This is a genomic window from Selenomonas ruminantium AC2024 (assembly GCF_000687995.1).
Classification (GTDB): Bacteria; Bacillota; Negativicutes; order Selenomonadales; family Selenomonadaceae; genus Selenomonas_A; species Selenomonas_A ruminantium_B.
The window spans coordinates 1,898,958-1,924,788 of sequence record NZ_JIAC01000001.1 but is presented as its reverse complement, the minus strand read 5'-3'; the positions used below and the strand labels follow the sequence as shown (position 1 = coordinate 1,924,788).

Below are 25,831 nucleotides of genomic sequence, written 5' to 3'. Positions count from 1 at the left end.
AGAAGGATTAAGTGCTTTTATCAGGGAGGATAAGTCTATGCGTGTCTTAAGAAATCTCACCAGGCAGGAGCTGGACTATTACACCAGCCAGCCTACGGCAAAAAAGCTCAATGAGCGCATTAGGCTGGATGGGGTGACTGTTCCTGCTCAGAATGCAGAAACACCGGCTAAGTATTCAACGACTGAGGACGAGGTGGATATTTCCGCAGCTGGTTATGAACTGCAGCAGGCAAATAAGGAAAAGGCATCCCATGAAAAGACGGCGAAACCCCGGATTGATTTTTCCGTTTCTCGCCAGGGGGACAGTAATAAATTTGTCATCAGTTTTGGAAATGCGGCTATGGTTAGCCGGGCGGTGAAGCAGGGCTATATCGAGGTCGAAGGTCAGCGGATTGACCTTTCCGATGATGTGAAGAAGCAGCTACTGGCCACGAGCAAACAGATTCAGGATATGAAGAAGGGCGTTTCCCTGCATAACTTCCTGCTCCACGAAGCGGCTAATGCCCGCCAGAACAGTGACGCCATGAAAGAAGCCAACGACAAGATGAGCCGCGCCATGCAAACCGCATCCCGCATCATGCATGGTCGCAAGGTTTCTCCTGCCGATGAAAAGGAACTGATGGAGTTTAACAAAGACCTCTACGCCATGGCTAAAAGTGCCGCGGCTTTGGAACAGCACCGCCGTAAGCGGGACGACAAGGAAGATGAAAAGCTTTCCGCTGACAACGATGAAGCCCGGGCACGGGAAGCCGAGCCGAAGGATTACAGCGTGGAAGAAATGCCCATGCCTGACGTCGAAACCCAGATGACGGTTTCGCTGGATGGTGAAGTGGGTGAGGTAACACCGTCATTCGCACCGTAAACCATGCCGTTCACTCCCTAGCCGTTGAAACTTCCGTCTAATAGTCGCTATAACCTTCGATGTAATATTTCACGCAGTAGCATTAGAAACGAATGAGCGCATACGCCTGGTTATCAACATTGAAGCGCAGAAGAACAGATTATGCGTGTGGTAAACAACAATAAATAATGACTAATGACGCAAGGTGCTAAGCCTGGCGTCATTTTTAGGTAACAGGTAAAGAGAGACTAGCGAATGTATATTTTAGGTTATACCATAGGGGCAGCTATTCCTCCCGGTAAGAAGGAGATTGGCCATAGATACGGAATTATATACACATTAAAGGAGGTCAGCTTAATGCTTCAGGTCTATACAGGAAATGGCAAAGGAAAGACTACGGCTGCCATTGGTCTTGCCATTAGAGCCTTAGGGGCAGGCAGGAAAGTATATATCATGCAGTTCATGAAAAGTCTGGCATACAGTGAGCAGAAGATACTGCAGGGATTTTTACCTGAGCTTACCTTAAGAACCAGTGGAAAGCCGTTTTTCATTGCAGAAGAAGGAACATTAAGCAATGAGTTACAAGATAAATTTGGAGATGCTGTCGTGATATTTCCGAAAGGAAAGCCTCCGCAAGATTATATTGAACTTATAAACGCGGGCTTTGAGGAAGTGAAAAGAGCCATATCTTCAAAAAAATACGGCTTGGTAATCCTGGATGAACTAAATGTGGCACTGCATTTTGGTTTGATAGGCAGAACCGCTGTTGAGGAACTATTGAAAATGGTGCCGGAGGATACGGAAATGGTGTTGACCGGAAGAGGCGCTCCAGATTGGCTGATTGAGCGTGCGGATCTTGTGACGGACATGAAGGAAGTTAAGCACTACTATACAAAGGGCGTTGAGGCCCGTAAGGGGATTGAGTGTTAACACACGAGCAGGAGGATATAAAATCATGAACGTATCAAAGTTAAAGCTGGAGATTTTCATACCGGAAACACATCTTGCTAAGTTACGGCAGGCTTTGCAGTCAGTTGGGGCTGGAAAAATCGGAAACTATGACAGTTGTCTGGCATACAGCCATGTGACGGGAACCTGGCGGCCATTGCAGGGAAGCCAGCCATATATTGGTACATGTGATGAAATCAGCGAAGCTCCGGAAATAAAAGTAGAGGTCAACATCCAGGAGGAGGCTCTGCAGGAGACATTAAAAGCAATTCGTGAGGTTCATCCTTACGAGGAACCGGTAATCAATGTAATCCCACTGTATTCGGATAAGGGGATGGGAAATTCATGAGGCTTTTTATTAGCATTCAGTTTACGGACCCTATGATAGATGCTTTGGAGGCTTTTCAGTCACGATTAAAAGCTTCCGGCGTGGCGGTTTAATCCACATATTACAGTGGTTCGCAAGGCAACTTATCACGGCAAGACGATTTTGCCTGAAGTCGAGCCGCCACAGGGAGAAATGGTCATAGAACATATCTCCCTAATGCGGTCAGAACGTGGCAAACATGGCATGATATATACGGAGATTGGCGTAACCAGCAAACGATAAGGATGTTAATAATTAACATCTGTAATGGTATGTAATGTCCCCGCCCCCTCGCATGAACGCATGTTCATATCATAACAAGTAAGCCCTGACTGGTATGGATGAACGTCCAGTCAGGGCTTGACTATTGATGGTAGCTAGTGTGTAATCGCGGGCATGAAAAAAGAAGGTGAACAACTGCTACAGAGTGTCTCACCTTCTTTTCACCATCTTAATTACTTTTTCTTTTCATTTTTTGGGGACTTTTTTCCTGAAGGAAAGGAAATATCGATTTTGTCTATGTCCAAAGGTGGAACAGGAATGATATTAATTGGTGGAACGGGAACAGGAACTTTTTCAATCTTAGGCTGCTTTTTCTTTGGGGCTTTTTCTTCGGGCTTATTCCCCCCCAACTACATTGCCTAAGTCGGTATCATTCATTTTATTACGAATCAGCTCTTTCATGGTAATCACCTCTCTAAATAATTTTCTTCTGTTCTTTATATCCCTAATCGCTCAAAAGTGTTAATTCTTTTTAGGGATTTTTTTATTCCCATTTTACACTCTCCGGCAGCTAGGGTATTGAAGCATATATCAAACCGCGTTAATTTCGTCATAAATCCAATGCGTTAGCTTCTGAAGGCTGGGTTGGCAGTGCGGATGGTGCCCAGTTGGCTGACGTTTAGAATGTGAAAAGCTTTTTCGACTTCCGGTGGAATATCTACATGCGTGATGAAACCTTTGCCATTAGGGCCATAACCTTGCGTGTCATCTCTGAGACGGGAGATATCTCCTAGAAGCAGTGTAATATAATGCTCTATATCCCATAGGCCCCAATATTGGCGGATAAAGCGTAGGGGACCATTTTTAGCAGTAAGATAGGGACGATAAGTCGCATAGTTTATGATGGTAGTATCCTTGCCATGTTTCAGCTCCTTGGCAAAGCCGGCAGCCATGCGGCGTTGCATAGAAGGATCCTGCATGATTATGAGCGATTTTGCCGGGATAGCTGCCTCTTTGAGTTTTGCTAGGGCATAAGTGACATTATTACCGCAGTTGGTGGATTTTGTTTCCAGGAGGATATCACGAATATCGTACTTCCGGGACAGGTAGCTAGCAATCAGCTCAGCCTCTGATTTATCATCGGTATCCATATCCGGGAATCTGGTTCTAAATTTACCCCTAAGAGACTGCGTGGTATGACCGATGCCGCCAACTATCATCAGGTGACGGGCCACGCCTCGCCTCCATGCGGCAGCAGCAACATCACAGCCAAAGGGAATAGTGCCACCGAAAAGCATAAGCACATCTGCCTGTTCAATGCCATATCTGCGTTGTAAGGTTTTGTGGCTTAGTTTTGGTAGGTCGCGCACACCGAGAAAACGGGTAAGTGTGTTGGCGGCATCAGCAAGCAGCTGATGTGGGAGATTTGTTTTCGTATGATTCTGCATGGCATTTCATCCTCCGCAAAAAGCTTTATGTATTGAAAAGGATTAGAATGTGGATATTAATTCACCTTGCATTTACCGCGAAAATTAGGCAGCCACATGGGAACACTGTTCCTATATGTGATGTAATCCTGACCAAAGCGTTTGATTAGCATCTTTTCTTCCACAGTCTTAAAGTATATGCAATTAATAAGGAAAAAGATAAGCGTATATATAAAAATACAGCAGCTACTAAAAAGAAGCGCCTCTGATAACAGGATAAAAAGGATTCCTAATAGCATCGGATTACGGACTATTTTATATGGCCCCTGAATAATGAGCCGCTTAGGCGGCGCTAATGGCGAAAGGGTTCCCTGGCCCATCTTATGAAAAAGTAGTGTGGTTTTGATAAATAAGCCCAATCCACCACAGAATAATATAACGCCTAAAATGATTTGTGACATTGCTGGAATGCACCACTGATAATCTGTATACCATAACAGCAGGATGGGGATTATGACTGTAACGTTAAAGGGCAATAATAGAATTGCCTTTAGCCAAGCTCCTTTCATACAGCATTATCCTTTCTGGAAACAAGCGAAGCAAGTTAATCTTTTATCAAAGAGCACATGGCGCGATATTTTGTTTCAACTACCAGAGCATTGCCAAGTATAACATCAGGGTCAATCATATTTTGCAGAGGGTCACGATTTTCAAGTTCTAAGCAACGGACGATTGTGGAAGCATCAGGAATATTAGCGGCAGCCATAAGGCAGATGGCAGTTTTTGCCGTCATGAATACAGGGTTAGCTTGTGCCTGTGAATTTCGTTCCGTTTCAATGGTCATAAGGCAGACCTCCCTAATCATATAGTTATATCTGTGTGAAATTAAGTCTTTATTCGTCACCAGAACGTTTTTTTCCTGTTTTCAGACAGGCGGGGAAGGTCGTGTCGCTTTTTTATGGTAAAATAGTTGTAGCTTGAGGTTGGAGGTGCTGGCATGGAACAGAGACTGTTTACCGAAATCATTCCCCTTTATCGTTCACGTAAGGATAATCCATATACAATTAAAATCCGTATACGGCTGCAGGATGCTGTTGACCCTGTGGTACTACGCAGGGCAGTGGATACCACGATGGAGCGGTATCCGTAATTTTGTGCGTTAATCAGCGCCAGGCCCTGCATGCACCCCGGGCTCATCAAAGCCTGGTCGGAGGTGCTTTTCTGGAATATGATGAACAGCTGCGTAAATTGCCACTCCCTGAGCAGGTGAAGGCATATAGGAATAGGACTGCGGCACAGGCAAATGAAGAGATGGTACTGTCCGGCGTGGCGCATATGGCCGGCTTGACCAAAATGCTTTTGGCAAAGGGAACGCATAAGGAAAGACTGGAGATGATGGCAAAGGTTGATGAGGCTGCCAATCGATTTGCTGCGGCCAATGTGAGCTATGTGGGAAAAGCGAATTTCGGAGAAGCGGAAAAATATATAAAAGAGTTCCACGCCTGGAGTGCCACTGTTATGGACATCACCATTCAAATCTCAGCGGTAAATGGCAGATTTACACTGGATTTCATGCAGAAGTTTGAAAGCCCTGTTTATCTAAATGCATTTTTGCGAGAACTGGCAGATAACGGCATAGTTTATGAACTGCAGGATAAACAGATAAGGTCATTACCTGCGTTCAGAGCGCCGTGGCAGGGCTTATAGCTTCATTTAGTTGAAAGGACAAATTGAAGGTATTATAAGCATGGATGTTAATAATTAACATCTGCATTGACTAGATAGCTGATAATGATGTTTTATGGATGAACATGAAAATGATATAAAAAGTGCCCTGACTGGTTTTGGGGAAAGACCAGTCAGGGCTTATTCTTTATGCGAACTGGGGAAGCTCACAAACGGCGCTGTCCAATGGGGATTGGGGAGAGGACAGTGCCTGTAAATGCTATGTGACTTATTATATGACAGAATACTGCTTGCGGTACTGTATATTTTTACATAAATAAAGCTGGTTGACTGTGGTAATGCACACTCGATTAGGAATCGCAAATGCATCTTTGCTTGAATCTGTGGTGATAGTATGGTGACTTATAGTTTAACAAGTCAGCGTAGTCATTTGATATATGCACTTTAGAATGTAAGTTTATCAAGAATTAAGTTAGTTTTCTTGTTTACAAGTTTACAAAAAACATATTGACAAAAGATATCAATTAAGTTAATATGTAAAAAAAGCATAGAACATATGTAGATAATGTATAGTAAATGTACAAAGGGGTACATCGCATTGAGGAACACAAATTCCTGAGTGAGGTGTGCCTTTTTTGCGTGAAAGGATGAATGTAAATGAGAAAAAAGATAGGTTTGCCGTTAGGATTATTTACGCTGTTGGTGATACTTTTGTTGCCTACACCACCAGATTTGTCAACAGCAGGACATAGAATGCTGGCGATATTGGTGTTCGCTGTCGTAATTTGGATGTTTGAAACGGTTTCTTATCCGGTATCTGCTGTAATAATCATCTCGCTTATGGCATTCATGCTTGGCACGGCACCGAATATGATAAATCCTGATAAGGTTTTAGGAACTTCCGGAGCGCTAAAAATGGCAATGTCGGGATTTTCTAGTCCTGCTCTTGCCTTGGTAGGGGCAGCGTTATTTATCTCAGCCGCGATGATGAAGACTGGTCTTGATAAACGCTTGGCCTTGTTTATTCTGTCTAAGATTGGTGCCAAGACTAAAAATGTGCTAGCCGGAGTAATTCTGGTAGGTTTTATCCTAAGTTTTTTTGTCCCCAGCACTACAGCCAGAGTGTCATGTATGGTGCCGATTGTTATGGGCATCATTGCCGCTTTTGGTGTGCCACTTAAAAGTCGGTTTTCAGCGGTGATGATGATTGCCATCGCTCAGGCTGACAGCATTTGGAATGTTGGGATAAAGACGGCAGCGGCACAGAACATGATTGCGTTGGAATTTATCGAGAAACAGTTGGGGACAACTGTTAGCTGGCTGGATTGGTTTATAACAGCGGCTCCCTTTGCTGCAATTATGAGCGTGATTTTGTATTTCTTGTTGTTGAAACTTGTCCCTCCTGAAATGGATGAGATAGAAGGTGGGCAGGAAACCGTGGCACGGGAATTGAAAGCGTTAGGCCCGATGACGCTGAGTGAAAAGAAACTGCTGGGAATATCCCTGTTGCTGTTATTTCTATGGTCTACGGAAAAGATATTGCATAACTTTGATACATCTTCCACGACAATGGCGGCAATAACGGCCATGATGCTTCCAGGGATAGGGATTATGACGTGGAAAGAAGCACAGGCCAAAATTGGTTGGGGAACACTGGTGCTGTTTGGTGTAGGAATTAGTCTTGGTTCTGCAGTTCTATCTACCAAGGCTGCAACTTGGATAGCGCATATGATTGTGAATGTATTTGGTCTGTATCATACGTCTGCTTTTATGATTATAGCTATTCTGGCTATGTTCCTGATTGTGATTCATATGGGATTTGCTAGTGCAACTGCATTAGCGGCAGCGATGATTCCGATTATTATTTCGGTGCTTCAAGGATCAGCCGAATATTCACATCTTAACGTTGTAGGAATGACACTGATTTTGCAATATGTCATTTGCTTTGGATTTATCCTGCCGGTAAATGCTCCACAGAATATGGTGGCTTTCGGTACGGAAACATTTGAGGCAAAGACATTTATAAAGACAGGTATTCCGCTGACCGTAATAGCTTATAGCCTCATTATGCTGATGGCGGCAACATATTGGAAGTGGCTTGGAATTATCATTTAGGTCTCATAGCTGACTGCAACTGAAGATATCATCCAAATGGCTATCAAAATTGTGGAATGATAAGTTTTAATGGCATGGCACATAGTTTATTGGACAATGTGCCATGCTTTTTGTGTTGTTGCAGAGCTCCGGTGGTGTGTGGATTAAAATAAGTCGCATAATTTTTTCGAGTAGAAGAAATTATGCTTCATGGAATAGTATTCAACCCATAGAGGCCTTGTTTTACAAATATCTTTTCTGGGACATTCCGGATTTCCATCTGCCAGACAAGCAACAGGAGCCAAAGTTCCTTCCATAAGTTCGATAATTTCTCCGACCGTATAGTCCTCTGGTGGACGAGACAGTTTATAGCCGCCACCTTTACCGCTTGTGCCAATAATCAGATGGCTGCGAACTAAATCTTTCACAATTATTTCCAGGTATTTCTTGGAAAGCTCCTGACGGGCAGCGATATCCTTAAGTGGGATATACTGCCCCTTTTCATGTTCAGCTAAGTCAACCATAACGCGAAGTGCATAACGCCCGCGAGTGGAAATCATATAATCAACTCCTTGGTATGGAAAAATTTTATCACCTATTATACTACAAGGTAATTGGATGCGCAATAATAAAATACCTATTGACACTATGGGTAAGAAGGTATACAATCTAAACATGATTTTTTTAAATGTAAATATAAAATGTTAAGTTTTAGATGTTAAAAAAGAGTATTGTTGCTGTGTAATGTATTTGTATTGGAGAGTAGGAGAAAATTATGCCGACAGAAAATCACCATCACGAATATGACCATGTTCATGAACATGCGGATTGGCATTTCCATGAACATGATGCCAATCATCCTCATGAGCATGGCGGTGTAAATGACTATATGCAGGCTGTAGCAGAATATCGTAAAACCTTTGCTACAAAGAAGGACGTTCTGGAGGAAACGCCAGACCCTGCCGTGAAGGAACTTTTGCATAGGATGGATGAGTTAGGACAAGAGACAATCTTTGACCGCTTCGATGCACAGAAACCACAATGTTCTTTCGGCCTTGCCGGTGTATGTTGTAAGTTCTGCAATATGGGGCCATGTAAGATAACCAAGAAAAGCCCAAAAGGTGTGTGTGGTGCAGATGCGGATTTAATCGTGGCACGAAATCTTCTGCGCAGTGCAGCTGCTGGTGTAGCCCAGCATGGTGCCCATGCCAGAGAAATATTGCTTACCATGAAGTTTGTTGCCGAAGGCAAGCTGAATCTGCCGATTTTGGGAGAGAAGAAACTTCGTGCTGTATGTCAGGCTTTTGGCATTGAAACCAGAGGGCAGTCAGCAAAACGGTTAGTGGGGAAATTGGCCGATGTGCTGCTGGATGATTTATCTCGTCCACTGCCGGATGATTATAGAACTATCCGCTCTTTGGCACCTGCAGAGCGTCAAGCTGTATGGGATAAGCTGGGGATTATTCCCATAAGTGCTTATCAGGAAGTATTTGATGCGTATCACCGTACAGGTGTGGGAACGGACGGCGATTATAAAAGTATATTGAAGGCCTTCCTGCGCTGTGGTCTGGCATTCTGCTTTACTGGTGTAGTAGCGTCAAATATTGGTACAGATGTTCTGTTCGGCACCGGCCATCGGGCGACTTCCAAAGTCAATGTTGGTGCCCTAAAGAAAGGGTACGTCAATATTGCTGTACATGGGCATCTACCGACCCTGGTCAGTGAAATTGTTCGCATAGGCCATTTGCCGGAAATGGTGGAACTGGCAAGGGAAAAAGGTGCCAAGGGGATTCAGTTCTATGGGATTTGTTGTTCTTGCCTGGCGGCTATGTATCGCTATGAAGGGGTAATTCCCTTGTCTAATGCAGTAGGTGCAGAACTTATTCTGGGGACAGGAGCACTGGATTTATGGGTGGCTGACGTGCAGGATGTTTATCCGGCGATTATGGATGTTGCTCGTTGCTTTAAGACAACAGTGGTCACTACCAGTGACTCAGCGCGTTTGCCGGGGGCTGAGCATTATGCTTATGATTATCGACACAGCAATATCGGTGACACGGAAAAATTGGCTCGTAAGATTGTGACCAGAGCCATTGAAAGCTTCGCTGACCGCCGTGATGTAGCTGTATCGATTCCACAGTATGAAGTTACGGCAGATATTGGTTTTACTGCAGAAAACGTAGGTGCGCAGTTTGATGATTTCCAAAAGCTTTATGAGGCGTTAAAGGATGGGCGTATCTTAGGTATTGTCAATATGGTTGGCTGCAGCAATCCACGCGTGGTTTATGAAAAAGCAACACTTGATGTAGCGGATGTTCTACTGGAAAATAATGTGCTGATTTTAACCAATGGTTGTGCATCGTTCCCGCTGTTGAAACTCGGGTATTGCAGCAAGGAGGGGGCAGAACGGTGTGGTAAGTCCTTAAAGGAGTTTGTTCAGGAATATGATGTACCACCGGTTTGGCATGTGGGTGAGTGTATTGATAACACCCGCTCGTCTGGAATTTTTGGTGGGGTAGCGGCAAAAGCCGGACAAGCAATTAAGGATATGCCTTATGCTTTCGCCAGCCCGGAGTGGTCGAATGAAAAAGGCTTGGATGCTTCCCTGGCATTCCGGTTATTCGGTATTGACTCTTATCATTGCGTGGAACCGCCAGTTCAAGGCTCAACGGCAGTCGAAAAATTTCTAAAAGAAGATACGAAAGACCTTTTAGGAGCCGTAATGACGGTTAATGTCAATGGACGGGAGTTAGGTGAAAAAATTGTTGCGGATATGAAAGAAGCACGAAAAAAATTAGGCTGGGGGTAACGCTATGCGAAAACTATGGAGTGTAATACTTCTGCTCCTGCTTATAGGTGGTGCAGGCTGGTTTTTATGGTCAGGAGATAGACAAAGTGCAGCGGAAGAAAAACATACGGTGCGCATTGCCTATCTGCCCATAACACATGCTTTGCCCCTATTTGCGGAAAAAGAACTGCTGACAGCAGATGATGATGTACAGGTAGAGCTGATTAAATATGGCTCATGGCCGGAACTTATGGATGCATTAAATACCGGTAAAGTGGATGGCGCGTCTGTGCTTATAGAACTTGCCGTAAAGGCCAGAGAACAAGGCATCGACGTACGGGCTGCGGCCTTGGGACATAAGGATGGCAATGTGATTATCGGTGGAAATGGCATTGAAAAAGTCGAGGATTTGCGTGGCAAAATCTTTGCCATACCGCACAAGCAGTCTACCCATAATTTACTTTTGCAGCAGATGCTTGCCGAGCATGGCATGAGTCTTCAGGATTTGACGGTTGTAGAATTGTCACCACCGGAAATGCCGGCAGGACTTGCTCAGGGTCAGATTGCCGGTTACTGTGTAGCCGAACCGTTTGGTGCCAAAGCGATTGCTCTGGGGAAAGGGCATATTTTGGCTAAAGCAGAAGATTTATGGCCGGATAGCTTATGCTGTGCTCTCGTATTTAATGGTGATTTTGTGAATAAACATCATGAACTGGCAAAGAAAGCAACAGCAAAATATTTAGCTGCTGGAAAGCATCTAACCGAACATGAAGAAGAGCAGCCCCAAATTGCTCAGCTATATTTGAAGGCTAAGGCAAAAGTCGTGGAAATGTCTTTGAAACTCATTCGTTATGATGACCTGCAGATTACGCCTGAGGCTTATGCCGAACTAGTAAAGCGTATGTCTGCGGCAAAATTGATTGAACGCATACCGGAATATGAGGATTTTGTAGACAGAACGCTCCTGCCGTAAATGTTGGGCAGGAGTGGAAAGGCGTGATTATATGCATAAGGTTAAATATATTGGTGGTTCGCTTATTATCTTGTTAGCGTTTTGGCAAATCGTAACCTGGCTGGGGGGCTGGAATGAAGCGTTGTTTCCTTCGCCATTAGGAACCGTGCGTGGTTTGGGAGAACTTCTGGCTAGTGGTGTGCTGGCTGCAGATATTCGTGCTAGTCTCAGCAGATTTGCTCTGGGTTATATCAGTGCAGTGGTTTTAGCCATGGCCTTAGGATTGGTATTAGGCTGGTATAAAAAAATCTGGAATTATCTTAATCCAGTAGCGCAGGTATTGCGCCCGGTATCACCTGTGGCCTGGCTGCCGTTTATCGTATTATTCTTCGGCATTGGTGAAATGCCCGCTCTTGTTATTATATTTATCGCTGCCTTTTTTCCCGTGCTTTTGGCCACTGTAGCGGCGGTGCAGGGGATGGAACCTGTGTACTTAAAGGTCGCTAAAAATTTTGGCATAGGCCAGCCTCAGATTTTAGGGAAAATCGTATTCCCCGCAGTTTTTCCCCGTATTGCAACAGGCCTGCATTTAGCTTTAGGGACAGCCTGGGTATTCCTCGTTGCTGGAGAAATGGCTGGTGCGCAATCTGGTCTTGGCTTTTTGATTATTGATGCCCGTAATAATCTAAGAGCAGACTGGCTGATGGCTGCAATACTGACCATTGGTGTTCTGGGCTTAGTCTTGGATGGAATCGTAAGTTATCTGGAAGGGCAGATTTACCGCCGGTGGGGATTAACGAGGAGGACCTAAGTATGAGTTATATAAAAGTGGAAGATGTATCCCGTCAGTTTACCAAGGCGGATGGCAGTGTGTTTCAAGCTCTTGACCATGTGGATTTGGAGATAAAGCAAGGAGAATTTATTTGCTTGCTTGGGCCGTCTGGTTGCGGCAAAAGTACCCTGCTCAATATTCTGGCAGGCTTTGAAGGGGCTAGTGCTGGAACGGTTACGATTGATGGACAAACCGTGGCTAAGCCTAGTCCGAAATATGTGACGATTTTTCAGAACTATGGCTTACTGCCTTGGCGTACTGTACTAAAGAATGTAGAACTCGGATTGGAAGAACAGCAGCTTCCTGCAGATGAACGGGAAAAAATTGCTCGTCACTATTTGGAGGTTGTTGGCTTGCAGGATTTTGCAGACAGCCATCCGGCAGAACTATCCGGTGGGATGCAGCAGCGTGTGGCAATAGCGAGAGCATTGACAGTTGACCCGGAAATTATCTTTATGGATGAACCATTTGCGGCGTTAGATGCTTTAACCCGTATGAAATTACAGGATGAGGTATCGGCTATCTGCCGAGAGCAGAAAAAGACCATTATTTTTGTCACGCATGATATCGATGAAGCGGTGGTGCTGGCAGACCGCATTGTGGTCATGACACCAAATCCTGGACAGATTAAAACCATACTGCCGGTAGACCTGCATGGTCAGCGCGACCGTACCAGCCCGGATTTCTGGGATATCCGTGAACGAGTTTTTGAGTGCTTTGCCTTAAAACCTGAGGATAAAACCGAATATTACATTTGAGATAATGGAACACATTTATCCGTTTCTGACGCTGGCTATGGGAATGGGCATGCTGCTGGTTTTTGCAGGTATTGTCCTGGCGCAGAAAGGCTAATGAAAAATAAGCTTGCAGTTTTATCTGGATTTATGGTATGTTATTGGCTATCCCCTTGACGGTGGAAATGCTGTCAAAAATTAAGATGTAAAGGAGAATCCCCGAAATGTGTGTGTTACGGTTTGAAGAGAGACCTAGGAAATTTAACGAAGGCAGTGCAGTGCGGCTTATTGATGCACTGAGAAATCAGAATCCGAAAAAGTCCAACAGAGCATCAGAACAGAATAAAAGTGTGGTCGTGGCATGAAAATGATAACCATCAAATTTGACGGTGAAGATTATCCGGCTAGACTAATCGATGTAAGTGGCAAGCGGTTGATATCGATAGATAGACTGGATGTTGCACTTATGACCAAGGACGGCTGTTATGTATCAGAGGAAGCCCGCGCTATTGATGAAGGAGTTTTCCTCTATGTACCGGAATCAATGATAGCCACAGACGAAAAAACACTCGTGCAGTATGTAAAGGAAATGGCTGCATGAGGAATATAGTACCTTACAGGGGGTGTGAAATAACACATCCCTTTTTGTATGCAAGGGGAGGGACAGCAGCGTTCTTCAATAATAGCAAATTGACATGTTGATTATTACATACTATAATGGGAGATTGTAATTGACGGGTCAATTACAGAGAGGAGCGACATCATTTTGACAAAAGAAAAATTATGGACACGGAATTTCGGTGCGTTAATTGCGGCGAATGGCCTGTTGTTTGCAAGTTTTCATTTTTTACTACCGACGATTACCCTGTATGCGGCAAGTCTCGGGGCTACAGGAATGCAAATGGGGTTAATTGGCGGTATTTTTGGTTATTCAGCGATTTTTATCCGCTTGTTTACGGACACGGGAGTGCGGGCTTTTGGTAAGAAAATTTGCTTGTATGCTGGTCTCGTACTTTGTGTTTTGGCAACGCTTGGCTATATGCTGTTTGCCAACATCCATGCCTTGGTGTTTGCCCGGGTAATCCATGGTTTTGGCTTTGGCCTGTCTACGACTTTTGCGGCGGCGCTGGCGGCCGATGTGATTCCTGCTTCCCGCCGGGGCGAGGGGATCGGTTATTTCGGTTTGGGAAGTACTGTCGCTATGGCTATGGCTCCAGCTTTAGGATTGTGGCTTTTGTCTGAGGGGGCAGTAAATCTTTTCTTATCGTCGATAACTGCTGCCCTGCTGGCCCTGTTCTTTGCCTATATCTGCCGGGGGAAAAAGCATGCATCAGAACTTCCTGAAGTTTCGCCTATCAAGTCTTCCATCCGCAACCGCTTGTGTGAACGCAATACCGGGGGACCGGCACTACTGACCATTTTGTTTGGTGCTGGCTACGGCAGCGTCAATACCTTCATTGCCATGCTGGCAGCGGAAAAGGGGATTGAGGGAGCTGGCCTTTTCTTTGTAATCGGTACATTATTCATCTTTATATCCCGTCCCTTCGGCGGCAGGTTACTGGATCGTTATGGGGCCTTTGCAGTGGTTCTCCCGGGGGCAGTTTCGTACTTGGCGGCCTTGGGGCTTTTGCTTTGGGCTCCGTCGTTGGGCTGGATGCTAACAGCATCGGCTTTTTATGGCTTAGGCGCTGGTGCCCTTTTACCGGCACTTTTGACATGGATGCTCAATCAGGTGCGGCCGGACCGGCACAGTGCAGCCAGTGCCACGTTCTACAATATGCTGGATATTGGCACGAGTACCGGTATTTTGGTGCTGGGAACTGTAGCTGGGGAAATTGGTTTTACCAGAATGTTTGGCTGGATTGCCGCTATAATGGGCTTGTTTTTGTTGCTGGCAGTTATTCAGTATCGGAGCAAGGATGATGCAACAGTTGTGTTGGATGATCTGAAAACCAAGAAAGCTGATGGGGGATTATAAAGATCTCACCGATTACATGCTGGCAAACAATATCAGCGCCGAAGAGGTTCTAGCAAAAATTAAAAACTAAGGATATAAAAATGAGGCTGATGCAATGCACCAGTCTCATTTTTTATACTTAGTCGTGGTTGCCAATATCCGACTTATTTCTTGTTGGTCTCAGGATGATTTGCCTTATAGGTATCGTTCTGCGCGATAATATCCAGGAAGACTAAGGGCTCGTCCTTTTCATTTCTGAGCGCGTGAGACTGACCGGGGCGGGCAATGGTGATGGAGCCAGCCCGTACAACCGTTTCTTTGCCAGTGCCATCCGTAAAGATACCCTCGCCGGAAATGATGATATAAGCATCTTCGTTGAAAGCATGTTTATGCAGGCCGATGGATGCGCCTTTCCTTAAGGTCATCCAGCCGATTTCTTTCATGGCAGACTCTGCAGGTGGCATATCGCGAGTAAAGGAGAATTTTCCATATAAAGTGCCTTTTCCTTTTGCGACATCCTGCTTGTCCAGCGTAATCAGCTTATCCGGTGTGTAGCATTGCTCATCCGGTGCGGCTGCCTTGCTGTCCGCAGCAAAAGCAACCGTTCCAAATGCCATACAGCCCAATGCACATAGGATTGCCAAACGTTTTTTCATGCAAAACCACCCTTTCGATAAAACCTGATTTACAACACTGGTAATTCATTTCGATATGAACCAGCAGAATCCTCCTCATAGATAAACAGTGGATGTTCTTGCAGGCTTATCACCCCTCCTTTTGCCGCCTGCCCGCCGGATTTTTTGTTTTTGACGCCCGTATAATGCGGCAGACAAAAACAAAATCTGTAATAGATTAAGTCAGGATGGCTGCCGCCACCTGCTAATGTTTGTTATATTTTTTGTGGCAGGATACCTGCCGCAGTGTAATGGTTTGTAATGCTTTGTGTGGAGAAGGAATATCCGGCAGATTTGTAGAAAAGAAGCGAAGATGGCAAATAATGTGTCCTTAGGTCGTGATGGACACAGATTGTATAAAGAGGTGAGCATTACTATGGCTAAGTATTACGATGGCTGTCCCCGATGCGGGAGAAGAGACTTTGGTGAAATTTTACACTGTAAGAGGTGCAAGACTGATTTTTGCACGAAATGCCAGGGAAAACGAAAACTGGCCGACGGTACAGAATATGGATGCTGCCCTCGATGTGGAGCGGAAATAGATGATGACGATACGGTGGTTGTTGTGACCACAGAGAAGGAAAATGCCAGGAAGAGCTAGTGTGTTGTTTCAAAGGAAAAATGATACAGATTTGAGATAAAATGCGATGGAATATCATGAAAGAGTTGACTTTATCCTTGAACTGTATTATCTATCAATCGGATATGTGGTAGGTTATGTAGGTGCTACCAACTCCGTAGATAAAAGGGGCATTGGGAGTTACTATGGACAGAATAGAAAGATTATTGGTCTTTGGTGATATTCATGGTAAATGGGATCGGTTTATGATGGCTTATCAAAAGGCGGCTTTCAATCCTGATAAGGACTTGTTGATTTTCCTGGGAGACTATCTTGACCGCGGTGAGCAACCGGTGCCAGTGATGGAGTGGGTAATGGAACACTTAGGCCAAAAGCATATAGTATTCCTGCGCGGCAATCATGAGCAGATGTTTTATACGGCTATGAAAGCTAAAGATGAGCCGGATAATCTGTTGTCGTTTCTATTTGGTTCGCCTAAAGCATTGTGGCTCAACAACGGAGGCAGTATAACCTTATCCGAAATAGAAAAGGCAGACCGGAAGGATAGACTCATTGACAGTTGGCTGAAACTGATAGAGCAACTGCCATTATATACAGAAGTCAAGGTTAATGGCAGGATATATTGGTTTATGCATGCTGATTGTGAGCCGGATGTTCCTCTAGCCGAGCAAAAAACAAAAACATTATTATGGAACAGAAGCCTGGCAATGCATCCACAACTTCACCAGGGAAAACAGATTATTGTTCTGGGGCATACTCCTGTGCAGGCCTTAGGCTATCAGGCAAATCCGCAATGGTTACAAGATGGCAGGCTGGTTTTAATGGACACGGGGAGTTTCATGGGGAATGGCCGCGTATCCTGCGCTGATTTATTAAGTGGGGAAGTATATCAGTCATCGATATAGCGAGGAGAATATAAAAACGAGAAGAAGGGCTTAGTTTACGGCTAAGCCCTTCTTCTCAGTTATTTCCAATATGAATTAAATGTTCCTTTGGGATAATCCTTAGGATGAGCCCAGCCAACGGTGCCATCGGCTTTTCTAAGGCACATCCAGAAATCAATGCCTAAATCAGCAGTGGTTGCCTCTCCAATATAAGCGCCCCATGGAGCATTCGGTTTAGCATTGGTGAATCCTGAAATGTTGTACCCCTCCAGCCACCAGAGTAGCTGTCCGTTCCATAAGCCCAGGTATGTTCCCTCGCCAGTATACTGGAGCAGATGAATGATTGTACCTGGATATAGTGTAATGAATTGTGGATTGGAAGAGTGTTGATACTTATAGGCCTTGGTGGCTTTCAGTACTTTGACTGCATGGCGATTTGGGTGCGTATAGACCACACAGGAAATACGATTGACAATTTCGCCTGGAGAAATTGAGCCGCTCACTTTGCCGCTGTTTGGTGCAATATAAAGTGTTACAGTGTTTTGGATTTTCAGTTTTGCATCAACTGCAGCTTCGGCTGGCATCCTGTCCCATACCGTATAGTTTGCAGGAATTTCAGCAGCTAATGCATATGCTGCAGTTGAAAATAGGAAAGCCATAAGCAAAAAGGGAATTTTCATAAGACACCGACTCATATTATCACATCCTTATCACAGTCTACGGATACCAAACCATTTTGCATCTTGATCCCAGAAAAGCTGGAGTTGAAGGTCTACTGCAAATTTGCGCTGGTAACCATATTGAGCGCCAGGTGGCATATATTCGTGCCTGCTGGTGAGAATGAAGCGGCCAGTAGCATCGCTGTTCAGTGCCGTGCTGATTTGATGCCATTCGCTGGGAGTATAACCCATGGCAGCCAGACTATCGATGGAGACGTAAGTAACCCATTGGCCATCTCTCTTGCCGATAATCCAATAGCCGCAGTTTTTTGCATGAGCGCCCCGGTCAGCAATTATCTCGAAAAACTGCATGCTGGGGAACATCGTGTAAATCTTTCGGATTTTATAGCCGATACCGGCATTGGTATCATCGTATCCGGTGAATGAGAGATAGTCACGGGTCCCATTACGGCTCATGAGCCGCAGTACGCCATCCTGCTGAAGTACGAACTTAATGGGCTCATTATCATAGGTCTCGTTAAGAATACGGGTATCCAAATAAAGAAATGTGGATTCGCCAGGTGTCAGGAATCCTGTTTCCTGCGCAGAGACCGCCTGCGGGATGCCAAATAGGCAGACCAGTAACAAGAAACAACTAAGCAATAGTTTTTTCAATTCAAGCACCTCCTAAAAATGTTGAATCATACATCTACATAGTGGTTCGACTATTAAGCCAGTAATCCTTCAAGCGTATCAGATATAAACGGAGGAAAATTGACTTTTCAATATTCGATATCCGCTCTGATAACCGGAACCATCGCCCGATTCTTCCTCAAACACCTAGGGAAAGTCAACGAGGCAGGAGTACTGGTATTTCACCCGCACTTATAAGAGGAACGATACAGAAGAAATCGCAGAATTTAGCGGTTTCTTCTTTTGTTATATATGGATACTGTTGCATAAAACTGTCCTCAAGGCAGGACATAGCGATACTGTTGACGAAAATATAAAATAAGGTATAGGTTGTGGAGCACTTTGCGGAGATCAAGATTAAGTACGTAGATAGTTTTCCAGGGGTAGAATAAGGTGATTTGAGGTGGCAAATTGGTTAAGCAGCTATTCAATTTTGTAGATGCGGTATGCTGTACGATAACGAGAACACCAGATGATATCGCTAAAATGTCAAGTATTGTATTGCCAGCAGATTATCCAAAATACAAGTGGATGGAAAAATGGTATGTCCATACCGGTCTTTTGCCGAGCAGGGAAAATCGGGAAGAGTACAACAAGAAGCTCATAGCAAAGTATAATGAAAACCACCCGGATAAACCGCTGAATGCAGATATGAATGAAGAACAAAAGCAGAATTTTGACAAATGAGCAAGGAATAATCTATAATTGTCGTAACAATATAATAGCCACCCTGCGGGGTGGCTTTTCGTATGGGGCAGGTGGCCTAACAACGGTACAGCTTGGCAGGCTGCGAATGTGCCGGGCTGACCAATTCAGTCGCATCGAAATATAAATATATAGAAGAATATAAGACACATATTAAGCAGCAGCATAGACAGAGGAGGACAACGTAGAAATTGAGATAGTAACGGTTTCCCGTAAAAGTATAGGCTGGATTTTTACATTCTTCTATGATGCCGGCGATAAAGAAGCAGAAAGACAGGTACAGAAGAGAATTCAAAGCCTGCAATATGTAGAGCGTAATAGATAATTTTACTGGCATAAGAACATGGCTTCAAGGATGCCGATGAGATGACCAAAGCTAGCGTAGTAAAGTAAACGAGCATTATAGTTTAGAATATAAACGGTTAGAAATTAAACTGGCGTTTAGAAATTAAACGTATAATAAGTCTTTTCCATGGGAAAGGGCTTATTTTTTTGTCTAAAAATTGGCATGCTCCTTGCATATTTGTTATATGGAAAAAATATGTATAATATTTACCCCAATTATGGAAGGAGAGACGAGGATGAAAGATTTTACCTTGAGCAGGAGAAGCTTTCTAAAGGCTACAGCCATTACTGGCTTAGCGGCGACTATCAGCGGTTCCTTTAAGGGCATTGAAAAAGCTGCTGAAGCTGCTGGTACAGAGGAAAAAGGGGAAGAAAAAGTCGTACATACGGTCTGCCGTGCCTGCATCGCTATGTGTGGAGTACTAGCTCATGTCAAGAACGGCAGAGTGGTGAAGATTGAAGGGGATCCTATACACCCCATGTCTTGTGGGAGAATGTGTGCAAAAGGCTTGGCGGCGATTCAGGCATTATATAACCCAAATCGCAATAAATACCCCATGATTCGTGCAGGCGAACGCGGGGAAAACAAATGGCGGCGTGTATCATGGGATGAAGCCATTGATTACATTGCTAAAAATCTGATGGAAGTACGGGAAAAATATGGTGCCGAGGGTTTGGTGTGCACCACCGGAGGCGGTGGGAATCCTGAATTCGGCAGTGCCCGTCGCTTCGCCAGTGTATTTGGTACGCCTAACTGGTGGGAGCCAGGCGCACAGCAGTGTTGGATGCCCCGTACTTCGACATATCGTCTGATGTACGGATTGACGGAACAGTCACCGTTGCAGACCACCAGTATTGCAGATACGGATGCACTAGAGATTTACTTCCACGAAGATACTCCCATGAAGTCACTGGTAATGTGGGGCACATGTGCCAGCAATGACAATCCTTCCTTTGGCGGACGGGCAGTTATTGCACTAAGGGCTAAGGGCGTTAAAACGGTTGTAGTTGACCCGCGCCTGACCAATGATGCCGCCAAGGCTGATGTATGGCTGCCCATACGTCCCGGCTCGGATGTGGCTTTAATGCTGGCCTGGATTCGCTATATCATTGAGCATAAGCTTTACGATGAGGAGGTTTGCCTCAAATGGTCGAATCTGCCTTTCCTAGTTAATACGAAGACAAAGATGTGCCTGCGGGAAAGTGATGTTACTCCCGGCGGCAGCCCAGATACGTATATGGTCTGGGATAAGAAGACTCAATCAGCTCAGCCGCTTCCTTATCCTTGGAATGATGCTTTAGAACCGGAGCTTTTTGGCACTTACACAGTTAATGGTATGGAATGTAAGACTGGCTTCCAAATGTATAAGGAGCGCTGCGAGGAATGGACACTAGAAAAGGCCGCAGAAGTATGCTGGCTGGATGCTGGCAAAATTGAGGAAGCTATCAAGATTTATGCTGAAGGCCCCGGTGGTTTGAGCTTAGGCGTGGCAACGGACCAGAATCCCCAGTCTATGCAAGCGGCTATGGGAGCTTGTGCTCTGGATTTGATGATGGGGTATATGCAGAAACCGGGAACACTGCTTCAGAACTTTAAGTCGGTGAAATTCGGTGGCTCGGCGGTATCGGCTCTATACAAATTTCTGCCACCGGAACAGTTTAAGAAGCGTCTGGGCAGTAAGGAGTTCAAAGCAGCTCTGCATTGGGGGTCCTGCCATAGCCCTTATGTGCGCAAGGCAATCTTGGAAGGCAAACCATATCCAATTAAAGCATGGATTGAACGCTCCGGTAATAAGTTTGCCGTAATGGCTAACGCAGAATCCTGGGTGCCAGCCATGGAAAAGCTGGATTTAATCGTCCACATGTATATGTATCCCACGAGCTTTTCCACCTTTGCCGATGTGCTGTTGCCGGTAACTGAATGGCTGGAATCTGATTTTGTGGTTCCTTCGCTGAACTGGATATTCCCACGACAGGCAGTAACGCATATATACGAAACCATGAACGAAACGGTTATTTGGGCAAAGATTGCCAAACGCTGTGGCCAGTTAGGGCATCAGGCATGCAAGGATTCCTTTGATCCAGCTAAAACTGCACCGGAACAGCCTTATTGGGAAAGTATGGATGAATTCTGGAGCTATATGACTACCCGCAGGCTAGGGATGACCTGGAAGGAACTTTGCAAGAAAGGCCCCTATGAAGTTATGCCAATCAGCGAATGGCGCCGCTATGGTTTCTATAAGCAAATCAATCCCAAGACCGGCCAGCCAAACGGATTCGGTACACCAACTAAGAAGCTGGAAATATACGGCGAAGCTTTTATCACTTTAGGACGTACGGGCAAACCTTTTGCTCCTTATCCGGTTCTTGATCCTGTGGATAAGGATTATGATCCTATGCCCTATTATATGGAACCGGCTGAAAGTCCGCTGCCCGGCAGTGAACTGGCCAAAGAATTCCCATTGGTTATGACAAATGGTCGCCTGCCTTATTTCCATCATGGGACCTTGCGTAATGTACCTTGGCTCAGAGAAATTTATCCAGCTCCGGAAATTTGGATTCATCCGGAAGCCGCCAAGAAATCCGGCGTTAAGACTGGCGACTGGGTGTGGGTGGAATCCAAGCGTAATAAGACCAGGGCCGTTGCATGGGTAACGGAAGGTATTAATCCTGGCGTGGTCTATATGGAACGCTTTTGGTTCCCTGAGACAATGAATACGGCTACCCGTGGTTTCAAAGAATGCAATGTCAATCTGCTGAGCAGCAATGAGCCGCCTTATAACGATATGATGGGAACATACACTTTGCGTGGCTTTTTGGTAAAGGTGTATAAGGCGGATAGCGCCCCTGAGGGGATTTGGCTCAAGCCGGAGGAGTTTAAGAAATGGCTGCCTGAATATACGGAGGAAACTCCGCGCGTAGAACTGGAGGTGGGCAAGAATGCGTAGAGCGATGGTCGTAGACCTGGATAAATGCTGCGGCTGCAAATCCTGTGAAGTAGCCTGTAAACAGGAAAATGATGTAGCCCTAGGATGTTATTGGAATAAGACCTTACAGATTGGCCCAGAGGGGAAATATCCGGATTTAAATATGTATTTTCTGCCAACGATGTGCCAGCAGTGCAAGGATGCTCCTTGTGTCAAGGTGTGTCCCACGGGGGCATCCTACCGGGATGAAAAGACCGGCGTAGTGCTAGTAGATAAAGAAAAGTGTATTGGTTGTCAGTATTGCATGATGGCCTGCCCCTATGGTGTGCGTACCTTCAACAAGGAGAGCAAGGTCGTGGAAAAATGCACCTTGTGCATGCATCTCTTTGCCATTGGTGAGGAACCTGCCTGTGTGAAGAATTGCCCGGGCGCCTGCCGGATCGTGGGGGATTTGGATGACCCCAACAGCAATGTGTCCAAGGCCATTAAGGAGGCAGGCGAGGAAAATGTTCATTACCTGCCGGATGTGGGCAATCATCCTTCAACTGCCTATATCCTGCATAAGAAAAATGGAACCTGGAAGGAGTGAGGAAGATGAGCATTGAATGGCCATTGGTGTTTTTCAGTATTTTTACGGGCATTGCCTGTGGCATGTTTTTCAGTTTGGTCTATTTGGCAGAATATCAGGGAAAGGCACTGGATAAGCGATTGAAAGTAAGTATATTGGTGCTTATTTGTATGGCAACAGGTGGTTTTTGCGCCCAACTGCACTTGGGGCATCCGGAGAGAATGTTTGGGGCTTTAGGTCATCCGACTTCTGGTATTTTTATGGAAGCTGCTGTGGAGTTTACCCTGGGAGCGATTATCGTAGCTTATATGCTTGCTGTGCGCCGTGAGGCAGGAGCTGGAGTTACGAAAATTCTGGGCACAATCGGCGCAGTGGTAGCAGTGGTTATGGCCTTTATCAACGGAGATACCTTTGTTATGGCTTCTCGTCCTGCCTGGAATACACTGCTTTTACCCATCTGTTATATCGCTTCTGCAGGCGTGTTGGGAGCCTTTGCCCTGAACTTATTACTGGGGGAAGATGAAGGCGCTCATTATACTCTGCAAAGGCTGATGTTAAAAGTTATCGGTGTACAGGCTGTGATACTGTTACTCTATCTTGTAATGGTAGCAATAGCACCCTATCCGGATTACAGTCGTTCCTTGCAGAGGATTTTTGCTGGCGATATTGCGCCAATTTCCTGGCTGGGCATCTTAATTGTAGGTATGGGCTTGCCAGTAAAGTTCATCAAAGATGGCAAGGCCGCTAAAATGGCACTAGCGAGCTTTATCTGTGTGCTTGCAGGAGCACTGTCGTTTCGCATTATGATGTTTATGATTGGTTCCAGTGTTAGGAATTTCTTTAGCTGAAGGGGATGGATTTATGGATTATTTAAAAGAATGGTTGGAAATTAACGAGGCCCGGGAAAAAATGTACCGTCTGTTGGCCCGTTTTTATCGGATTGAAGTAGATGCGGAAATGCTGGAGCAGTTGGCAAAGATGACATTTCCTCAGGATTGCCCGCAGGAAATGTCTGATGGTTATAATTTGCTGCAAGCAGCGGTGTCTTCTCGCAATGACAAGACGCTTGAAAATCTGGCTGTTGATTATGCCCGGTTGTTCCTGGGGGCTGGTATCATCAATTTTGATGCGGCTTATCCTTATGAGTCCGTGTATCTTAGTGAAAAGAAGCTAATTATGCAGGAACCACGGGATGAAGTCGTGACTTTTTACCGCTCCTGCGGGGTGGATAGGAGTCATGATTTAAGCGAACCGGAAGATCATATAGCCTTTGAACTGGAGTTTATGGCTTATCTTTGTGGTGAAGCGGCTGAATTTGCCCGTCAGAGAAATGATGTGCAGATGCAACAGAGTTTAAACCGGCAGCAGGAATTTTTGCAGAAACATTTACTGAAATGGCAAGAAAGATTCTGTAATGATGTGCTGAAATATGCTGGTACGGATTTTTACAGGGGGGCAGCCCGGATTACCAAAAGTTATCTGGATATGGAAGGTGCCCTGCTGAATGATGAAGCCATGACTGCCTGAAAAAGGTGAGAACGATGAAGGATTTTCAGCCTTCCCGGCGGGATTTTCTCAAAATTGCTGGAGGGATAGGGGTGGCTCTGCTGGGAACAGGGACAGCAAGCAAAGTGCTGCCGGCAAAAAAAATGCTGCGCCCTCCCGGCGGTCAACAGGAGGCGGATTTTTTATCCCGCTGTTTACGTTGTGACCGCTGTCGTAGTAGTTGTCCCACAAAGGTCATTGGACTTGCCAATGTGAGGGACGGCCTCGTTAATACCCGGACCCCGGTGCTTAACTTTCATCAGGGGATATGCGATTTTTGCAGGAAGTGCATGGAAGTTTGTCCTACTGGAGCTTTGCAGTTCTTTGACCCGCTACGTGATAAGATTGGCCGGGCGAATATACAGCCGGATATATGTCTGGCTTATGACAGCCGTGGATGCCGTCTGTGTGTGGATGCCTGCCCTTATGGGGCTATTTGTATGGACGCGCAGAATCTTCCCGTGGTGGATGAGGAAAAATGCAATGGCTGTGGTGTTTGCGAAAATGTCTGTCCTGCCTTGGTACTTCATGGTTTCAGTGGCAACCGCACTCAGCGTATCCGCGGAATAAAGGTAGAGGTCAGGGAAGGCGGTGAAGATAAATGAGCAAAAAAACACAGCAGGTTCGTTATATGCGGCTGTTTTCCATGGCGTTGGTGTTGCTCGTTATATTTCTAGGAGCTTCCTGCCGCTGGGGGACGGGAAGTTTTTCCACGATTGGCTGGGACAGGCTGTATCTGATATGTCCCTTGGGGTATTTGGAGGCGATGGCGTCCAGCAAATCTTGGCTTTTGGGAGCTGCTGTTCCTTTTATGCTTATCGCGTTCATCAGCCTGCTGGCAGGACGGATATTTTGCGGCTGGGTATGTCCTGTGCCGCTGACGCGCAAGCTGCTGGTCAACCGGCTGGATGATAAGCCGGAAAATGGCTGTAAGCCTCAGGCAAAAGGGTCTTTGACTGTGCTGGGGCTTACTCTTGGCTCGGCGGCGGTCTTTGGCTTTCCCGTCTTTTGCCTGATTTGCCCCATAGGTCTTAGCCTTGCTACCCTCATTGCCATTATCCGGCTGGTGGGGGTAAATGAGCCGTCTTTTGACCTTGTGATTTTTCCGATCCTATTGGTGGTGGAGCTGGTTGTTCTTCGGCATTGGTGTGGCAGATTCTGCCCGGTGGGGGCACTGCTCTCCCTGCTGGCCAGAGGCCAGAGATTATTTGTGCCCAGGATTGACAAGGAAAAATGCTTGTCCGTGCAGGGAAAAACTTGCGGACAGTGCGCCCAAAGCTGTCCGGCGGGGATTGATTTGCGAGCCGAAAACTCCTGCGGTGAGCTTGCCGTATGTACAAAATGCCGGGAATGTGCTGCCGTCTGTCCGCAAAATGCCATAAATTTTTTGAGGAGATGATTGC

28 protein-coding genes are annotated in these 25,831 nt (G+C 45.5%); 21 read left to right on the top strand and 7 right to left on the bottom strand.

All coding sequences use genetic code 11. The annotated features are described in order from the left end of the window. Positions 1–37: 37 nt before the first annotated feature. From P157_RS14280 to P157_RS15745, 4 genes are all read left to right on the top strand, one after another. On the top strand, positions 38–862 hold the full coding sequence (locus tag P157_RS14280) for a hypothetical protein (protein WP_037368279.1): 825 nt from the start codon (positions 38–40) through the stop codon (positions 860–862). A gap of 336 nt (positions 863–1,198) precedes the next feature. Then, complete coding sequence (locus P157_RS0109165) at positions 1,199–1,771, top strand: cob(I)yrinic acid a,c-diamide adenosyltransferase (protein ID WP_026760737.1); 573 nt, start codon at positions 1,199–1,201, stop codon at positions 1,769–1,771. A 25-nt stretch (positions 1,772–1,796) separates the two neighbouring features. Continuing rightward, complete coding sequence (locus P157_RS0109160; protein WP_026760736.1) at positions 1,797–2,138, top strand: cytochrome c biogenesis protein; 342 nt, start codon at positions 1,797–1,799, stop codon at positions 2,136–2,138. Between the two features lie 414 nt (positions 2,139–2,552). Next, complete coding sequence (locus P157_RS15745; protein WP_230578468.1) at positions 2,553–2,801, top strand: hypothetical protein; 249 nt, start codon at positions 2,553–2,555, stop codon at positions 2,799–2,801. 203 nt (positions 2,802–3,004) lie between these two features. On the opposite strand, the gene P157_RS0109150 is transcribed toward P157_RS15745, so the two are convergent. From P157_RS0109150 to P157_RS0109140, 3 genes are all read right to left on the bottom strand, one after another. After that, positions 3,005–3,826, bottom strand: coding sequence for a YdcF family protein (locus P157_RS0109150; RefSeq protein ID WP_051598571.1), 822 nt, complete (start codon positions 3,824–3,826; stop codon positions 3,005–3,007). Positions 3,827–3,882: 56 nt separating this feature from the next. Next, positions 3,883–4,266: a methyltransferase family protein gene (locus P157_RS15855; RefSeq protein ID WP_419185408.1), complete on the bottom strand. Its 384-nt coding sequence runs from the start codon at positions 4,264–4,266 to the stop codon at positions 3,883–3,885. Between the two features lie 143 nt (positions 4,267–4,409). Next, positions 4,410–4,649 carry a hypothetical protein gene (locus tag P157_RS0109140; RefSeq protein WP_026760733.1) on the bottom strand — a complete coding sequence of 80 codons (240 nt, stop codon included), beginning with the start codon at positions 4,647–4,649 and terminating at the stop codon, positions 4,410–4,412. 153 nt (positions 4,650–4,802) lie between these two features. On the opposite strand from P157_RS0109140, the gene P157_RS15520 reads away from it, so the two are divergent. From P157_RS15520 to P157_RS0109125, 3 genes are all read left to right on the top strand, one after another. Beyond that, the gene (locus P157_RS15520) at positions 4,803–4,955 is read left to right on the top strand and encodes a hypothetical protein (RefSeq protein ID WP_155266733.1); all 153 of its coding nucleotides are present in this window, start codon (positions 4,803–4,805) and stop codon (positions 4,953–4,955) included. A 2-nt stretch (positions 4,956–4,957) separates the two neighbouring features. Beyond that, a complete protein-coding gene (locus P157_RS0109130) occupies positions 4,958–5,512 on the top strand; it encodes a hypothetical protein (protein ID WP_026760732.1) in 555 nt (184 codons plus the stop codon). Positions 5,513–6,148: 636 nt separating this feature from the next. After that, positions 6,149–7,606: a DASS family sodium-coupled anion symporter gene (locus P157_RS0109125; protein ID WP_026760731.1), complete on the top strand. Its 1,458-nt coding sequence runs from the start codon at positions 6,149–6,151 to the stop codon at positions 7,604–7,606. A 143-nt stretch (positions 7,607–7,749) separates the two neighbouring features. On the opposite strand, the gene P157_RS0109120 is transcribed toward P157_RS0109125, so the two are convergent. Continuing rightward, on the bottom strand, positions 7,750–8,145 hold the full coding sequence (locus tag P157_RS0109120) for an RrF2 family transcriptional regulator (protein ID WP_026760730.1): 396 nt from the start codon (positions 8,143–8,145) through the stop codon (positions 7,750–7,752). A gap of 215 nt (positions 8,146–8,360) precedes the next feature. Between P157_RS0109120 and cooS the strand changes: the two genes are divergently transcribed. The 6 genes from cooS to P157_RS0109080 all read left to right on the top strand — a co-directional run bounded on the left by cooS (position 8,361) and on the right by P157_RS0109080 (position 14,869). Next, the gene (gene cooS / locus P157_RS0109115; RefSeq protein WP_080695420.1) at positions 8,361–10,394 is read left to right on the top strand and encodes an anaerobic carbon-monoxide dehydrogenase catalytic subunit; all 2,034 of its coding nucleotides are present in this window, start codon (positions 8,361–8,363) and stop codon (positions 10,392–10,394) included. A 4-nt stretch (positions 10,395–10,398) separates the two neighbouring features. Next, positions 10,399–11,346 (top strand): ABC transporter substrate-binding protein, encoded by a 948-nt coding sequence (locus P157_RS0109110; protein WP_026760728.1) that lies wholly within the window; start codon positions 10,399–10,401, stop codon positions 11,344–11,346. A gap of 31 nt (positions 11,347–11,377) precedes the next feature. Continuing rightward, on the top strand, positions 11,378–12,136 hold the full coding sequence (locus tag P157_RS0109105; protein WP_026760727.1) for an ABC transporter permease: 759 nt from the start codon (positions 11,378–11,380) through the stop codon (positions 12,134–12,136). 2 nt (positions 12,137–12,138) lie between these two features. Next, entirely contained in the window at positions 12,139–12,915 is a 777-nt protein-coding gene (locus P157_RS0109100; protein WP_026760726.1) for an ABC transporter ATP-binding protein, read from the top strand. A 343-nt stretch (positions 12,916–13,258) separates the two neighbouring features. Then, a complete protein-coding gene (locus tag P157_RS0109085) occupies positions 13,259–13,492 on the top strand; it encodes a hypothetical protein (protein ID WP_080695477.1) in 234 nt (77 codons plus the stop codon). A gap of 165 nt (positions 13,493–13,657) precedes the next feature. Beyond that, a complete protein-coding gene (locus P157_RS0109080; protein WP_026760724.1) occupies positions 13,658–14,869 on the top strand; it encodes an MFS transporter in 1,212 nt (403 codons plus the stop codon). Positions 14,870–15,012: 143 nt separating this feature from the next. Here P157_RS0109080 and P157_RS0109075 read toward each other — a convergent pair whose 3' ends face one another. Beyond that, a complete protein-coding gene (locus tag P157_RS0109075; RefSeq protein ID WP_026760723.1) occupies positions 15,013–15,504 on the bottom strand; it encodes a cupin domain-containing protein in 492 nt (163 codons plus the stop codon). 783 nt (positions 15,505–16,287) lie between these two features. On the opposite strand from P157_RS0109075, the gene P157_RS0109065 reads away from it, so the two are divergent. After that, positions 16,288–17,007 (top strand): metallophosphoesterase, encoded by a 720-nt coding sequence (locus tag P157_RS0109065; protein WP_026760722.1) that lies wholly within the window; start codon positions 16,288–16,290, stop codon positions 17,005–17,007. Positions 17,008–17,066: 59 nt separating this feature from the next. On the opposite strand, the gene P157_RS0109060 is transcribed toward P157_RS0109065, so the two are convergent. Next, entirely contained in the window at positions 17,067–17,666 is a 600-nt protein-coding gene (locus P157_RS0109060; protein WP_230578467.1) for a hypothetical protein, read from the bottom strand. A 30-nt stretch (positions 17,667–17,696) separates the two neighbouring features. After that, positions 17,697–18,329 (bottom strand): hypothetical protein, encoded by a 633-nt coding sequence (locus P157_RS0109055; protein ID WP_230578466.1) that lies wholly within the window; start codon positions 18,327–18,329, stop codon positions 17,697–17,699. Positions 18,330–18,749: 420 nt separating this feature from the next. Here P157_RS0109055 and P157_RS0109050 point away from each other — a divergent pair, with 420 nt between their 5' ends. The 7 genes from P157_RS0109050 to P157_RS14275 all read left to right on the top strand — a co-directional run bounded on the left by P157_RS0109050 (position 18,750) and on the right by P157_RS14275 (position 25,827). Continuing rightward, positions 18,750–19,025 (top strand): hypothetical protein, encoded by a 276-nt coding sequence (locus tag P157_RS0109050; protein ID WP_026760719.1) that lies wholly within the window; start codon positions 18,750–18,752, stop codon positions 19,023–19,025. 599 nt (positions 19,026–19,624) lie between these two features. Beyond that, positions 19,625–22,336, top strand: a complete 2,712-nt coding sequence (locus P157_RS0109045; RefSeq protein ID WP_026760718.1) for a molybdopterin-containing oxidoreductase family protein — start codon at positions 19,625–19,627, stop codon at positions 22,334–22,336. Then, positions 22,329–22,904, top strand: coding sequence for a 4Fe-4S dicluster domain-containing protein (locus P157_RS0109040; RefSeq protein WP_026760717.1), 576 nt, complete (start codon positions 22,329–22,331; stop codon positions 22,902–22,904). Before P157_RS0109045 ends, P157_RS0109040 begins: the two co-directional genes overlap by 8 nt. Positions 22,905–22,909: 5 nt before the next feature. Then, positions 22,910–23,731, top strand: coding sequence for a dimethyl sulfoxide reductase anchor subunit family protein (locus P157_RS0109035; RefSeq protein WP_026760716.1), 822 nt, complete (start codon positions 22,910–22,912; stop codon positions 23,729–23,731). 13 nt (positions 23,732–23,744) lie between these two features. Then, positions 23,745–24,410, top strand: a complete 666-nt coding sequence (locus P157_RS0109030; RefSeq protein WP_026760715.1) for a TorD/DmsD family molecular chaperone — start codon at positions 23,745–23,747, stop codon at positions 24,408–24,410. 14 nt (positions 24,411–24,424) lie between these two features. Continuing rightward, positions 24,425–25,033 (top strand): 4Fe-4S dicluster domain-containing protein, encoded by a 609-nt coding sequence (locus P157_RS15810; RefSeq protein WP_026760714.1) that lies wholly within the window; start codon positions 24,425–24,427, stop codon positions 25,031–25,033. Continuing rightward, positions 25,030–25,827: a 4Fe-4S binding protein gene (locus P157_RS14275; protein WP_051598570.1), complete on the top strand. Its 798-nt coding sequence runs from the start codon at positions 25,030–25,032 to the stop codon at positions 25,825–25,827. The genes P157_RS15810 and P157_RS14275 overlap by 4 nt, the downstream gene beginning before the upstream one ends. Positions 25,828–25,831 lie beyond the last annotated feature (4 nt).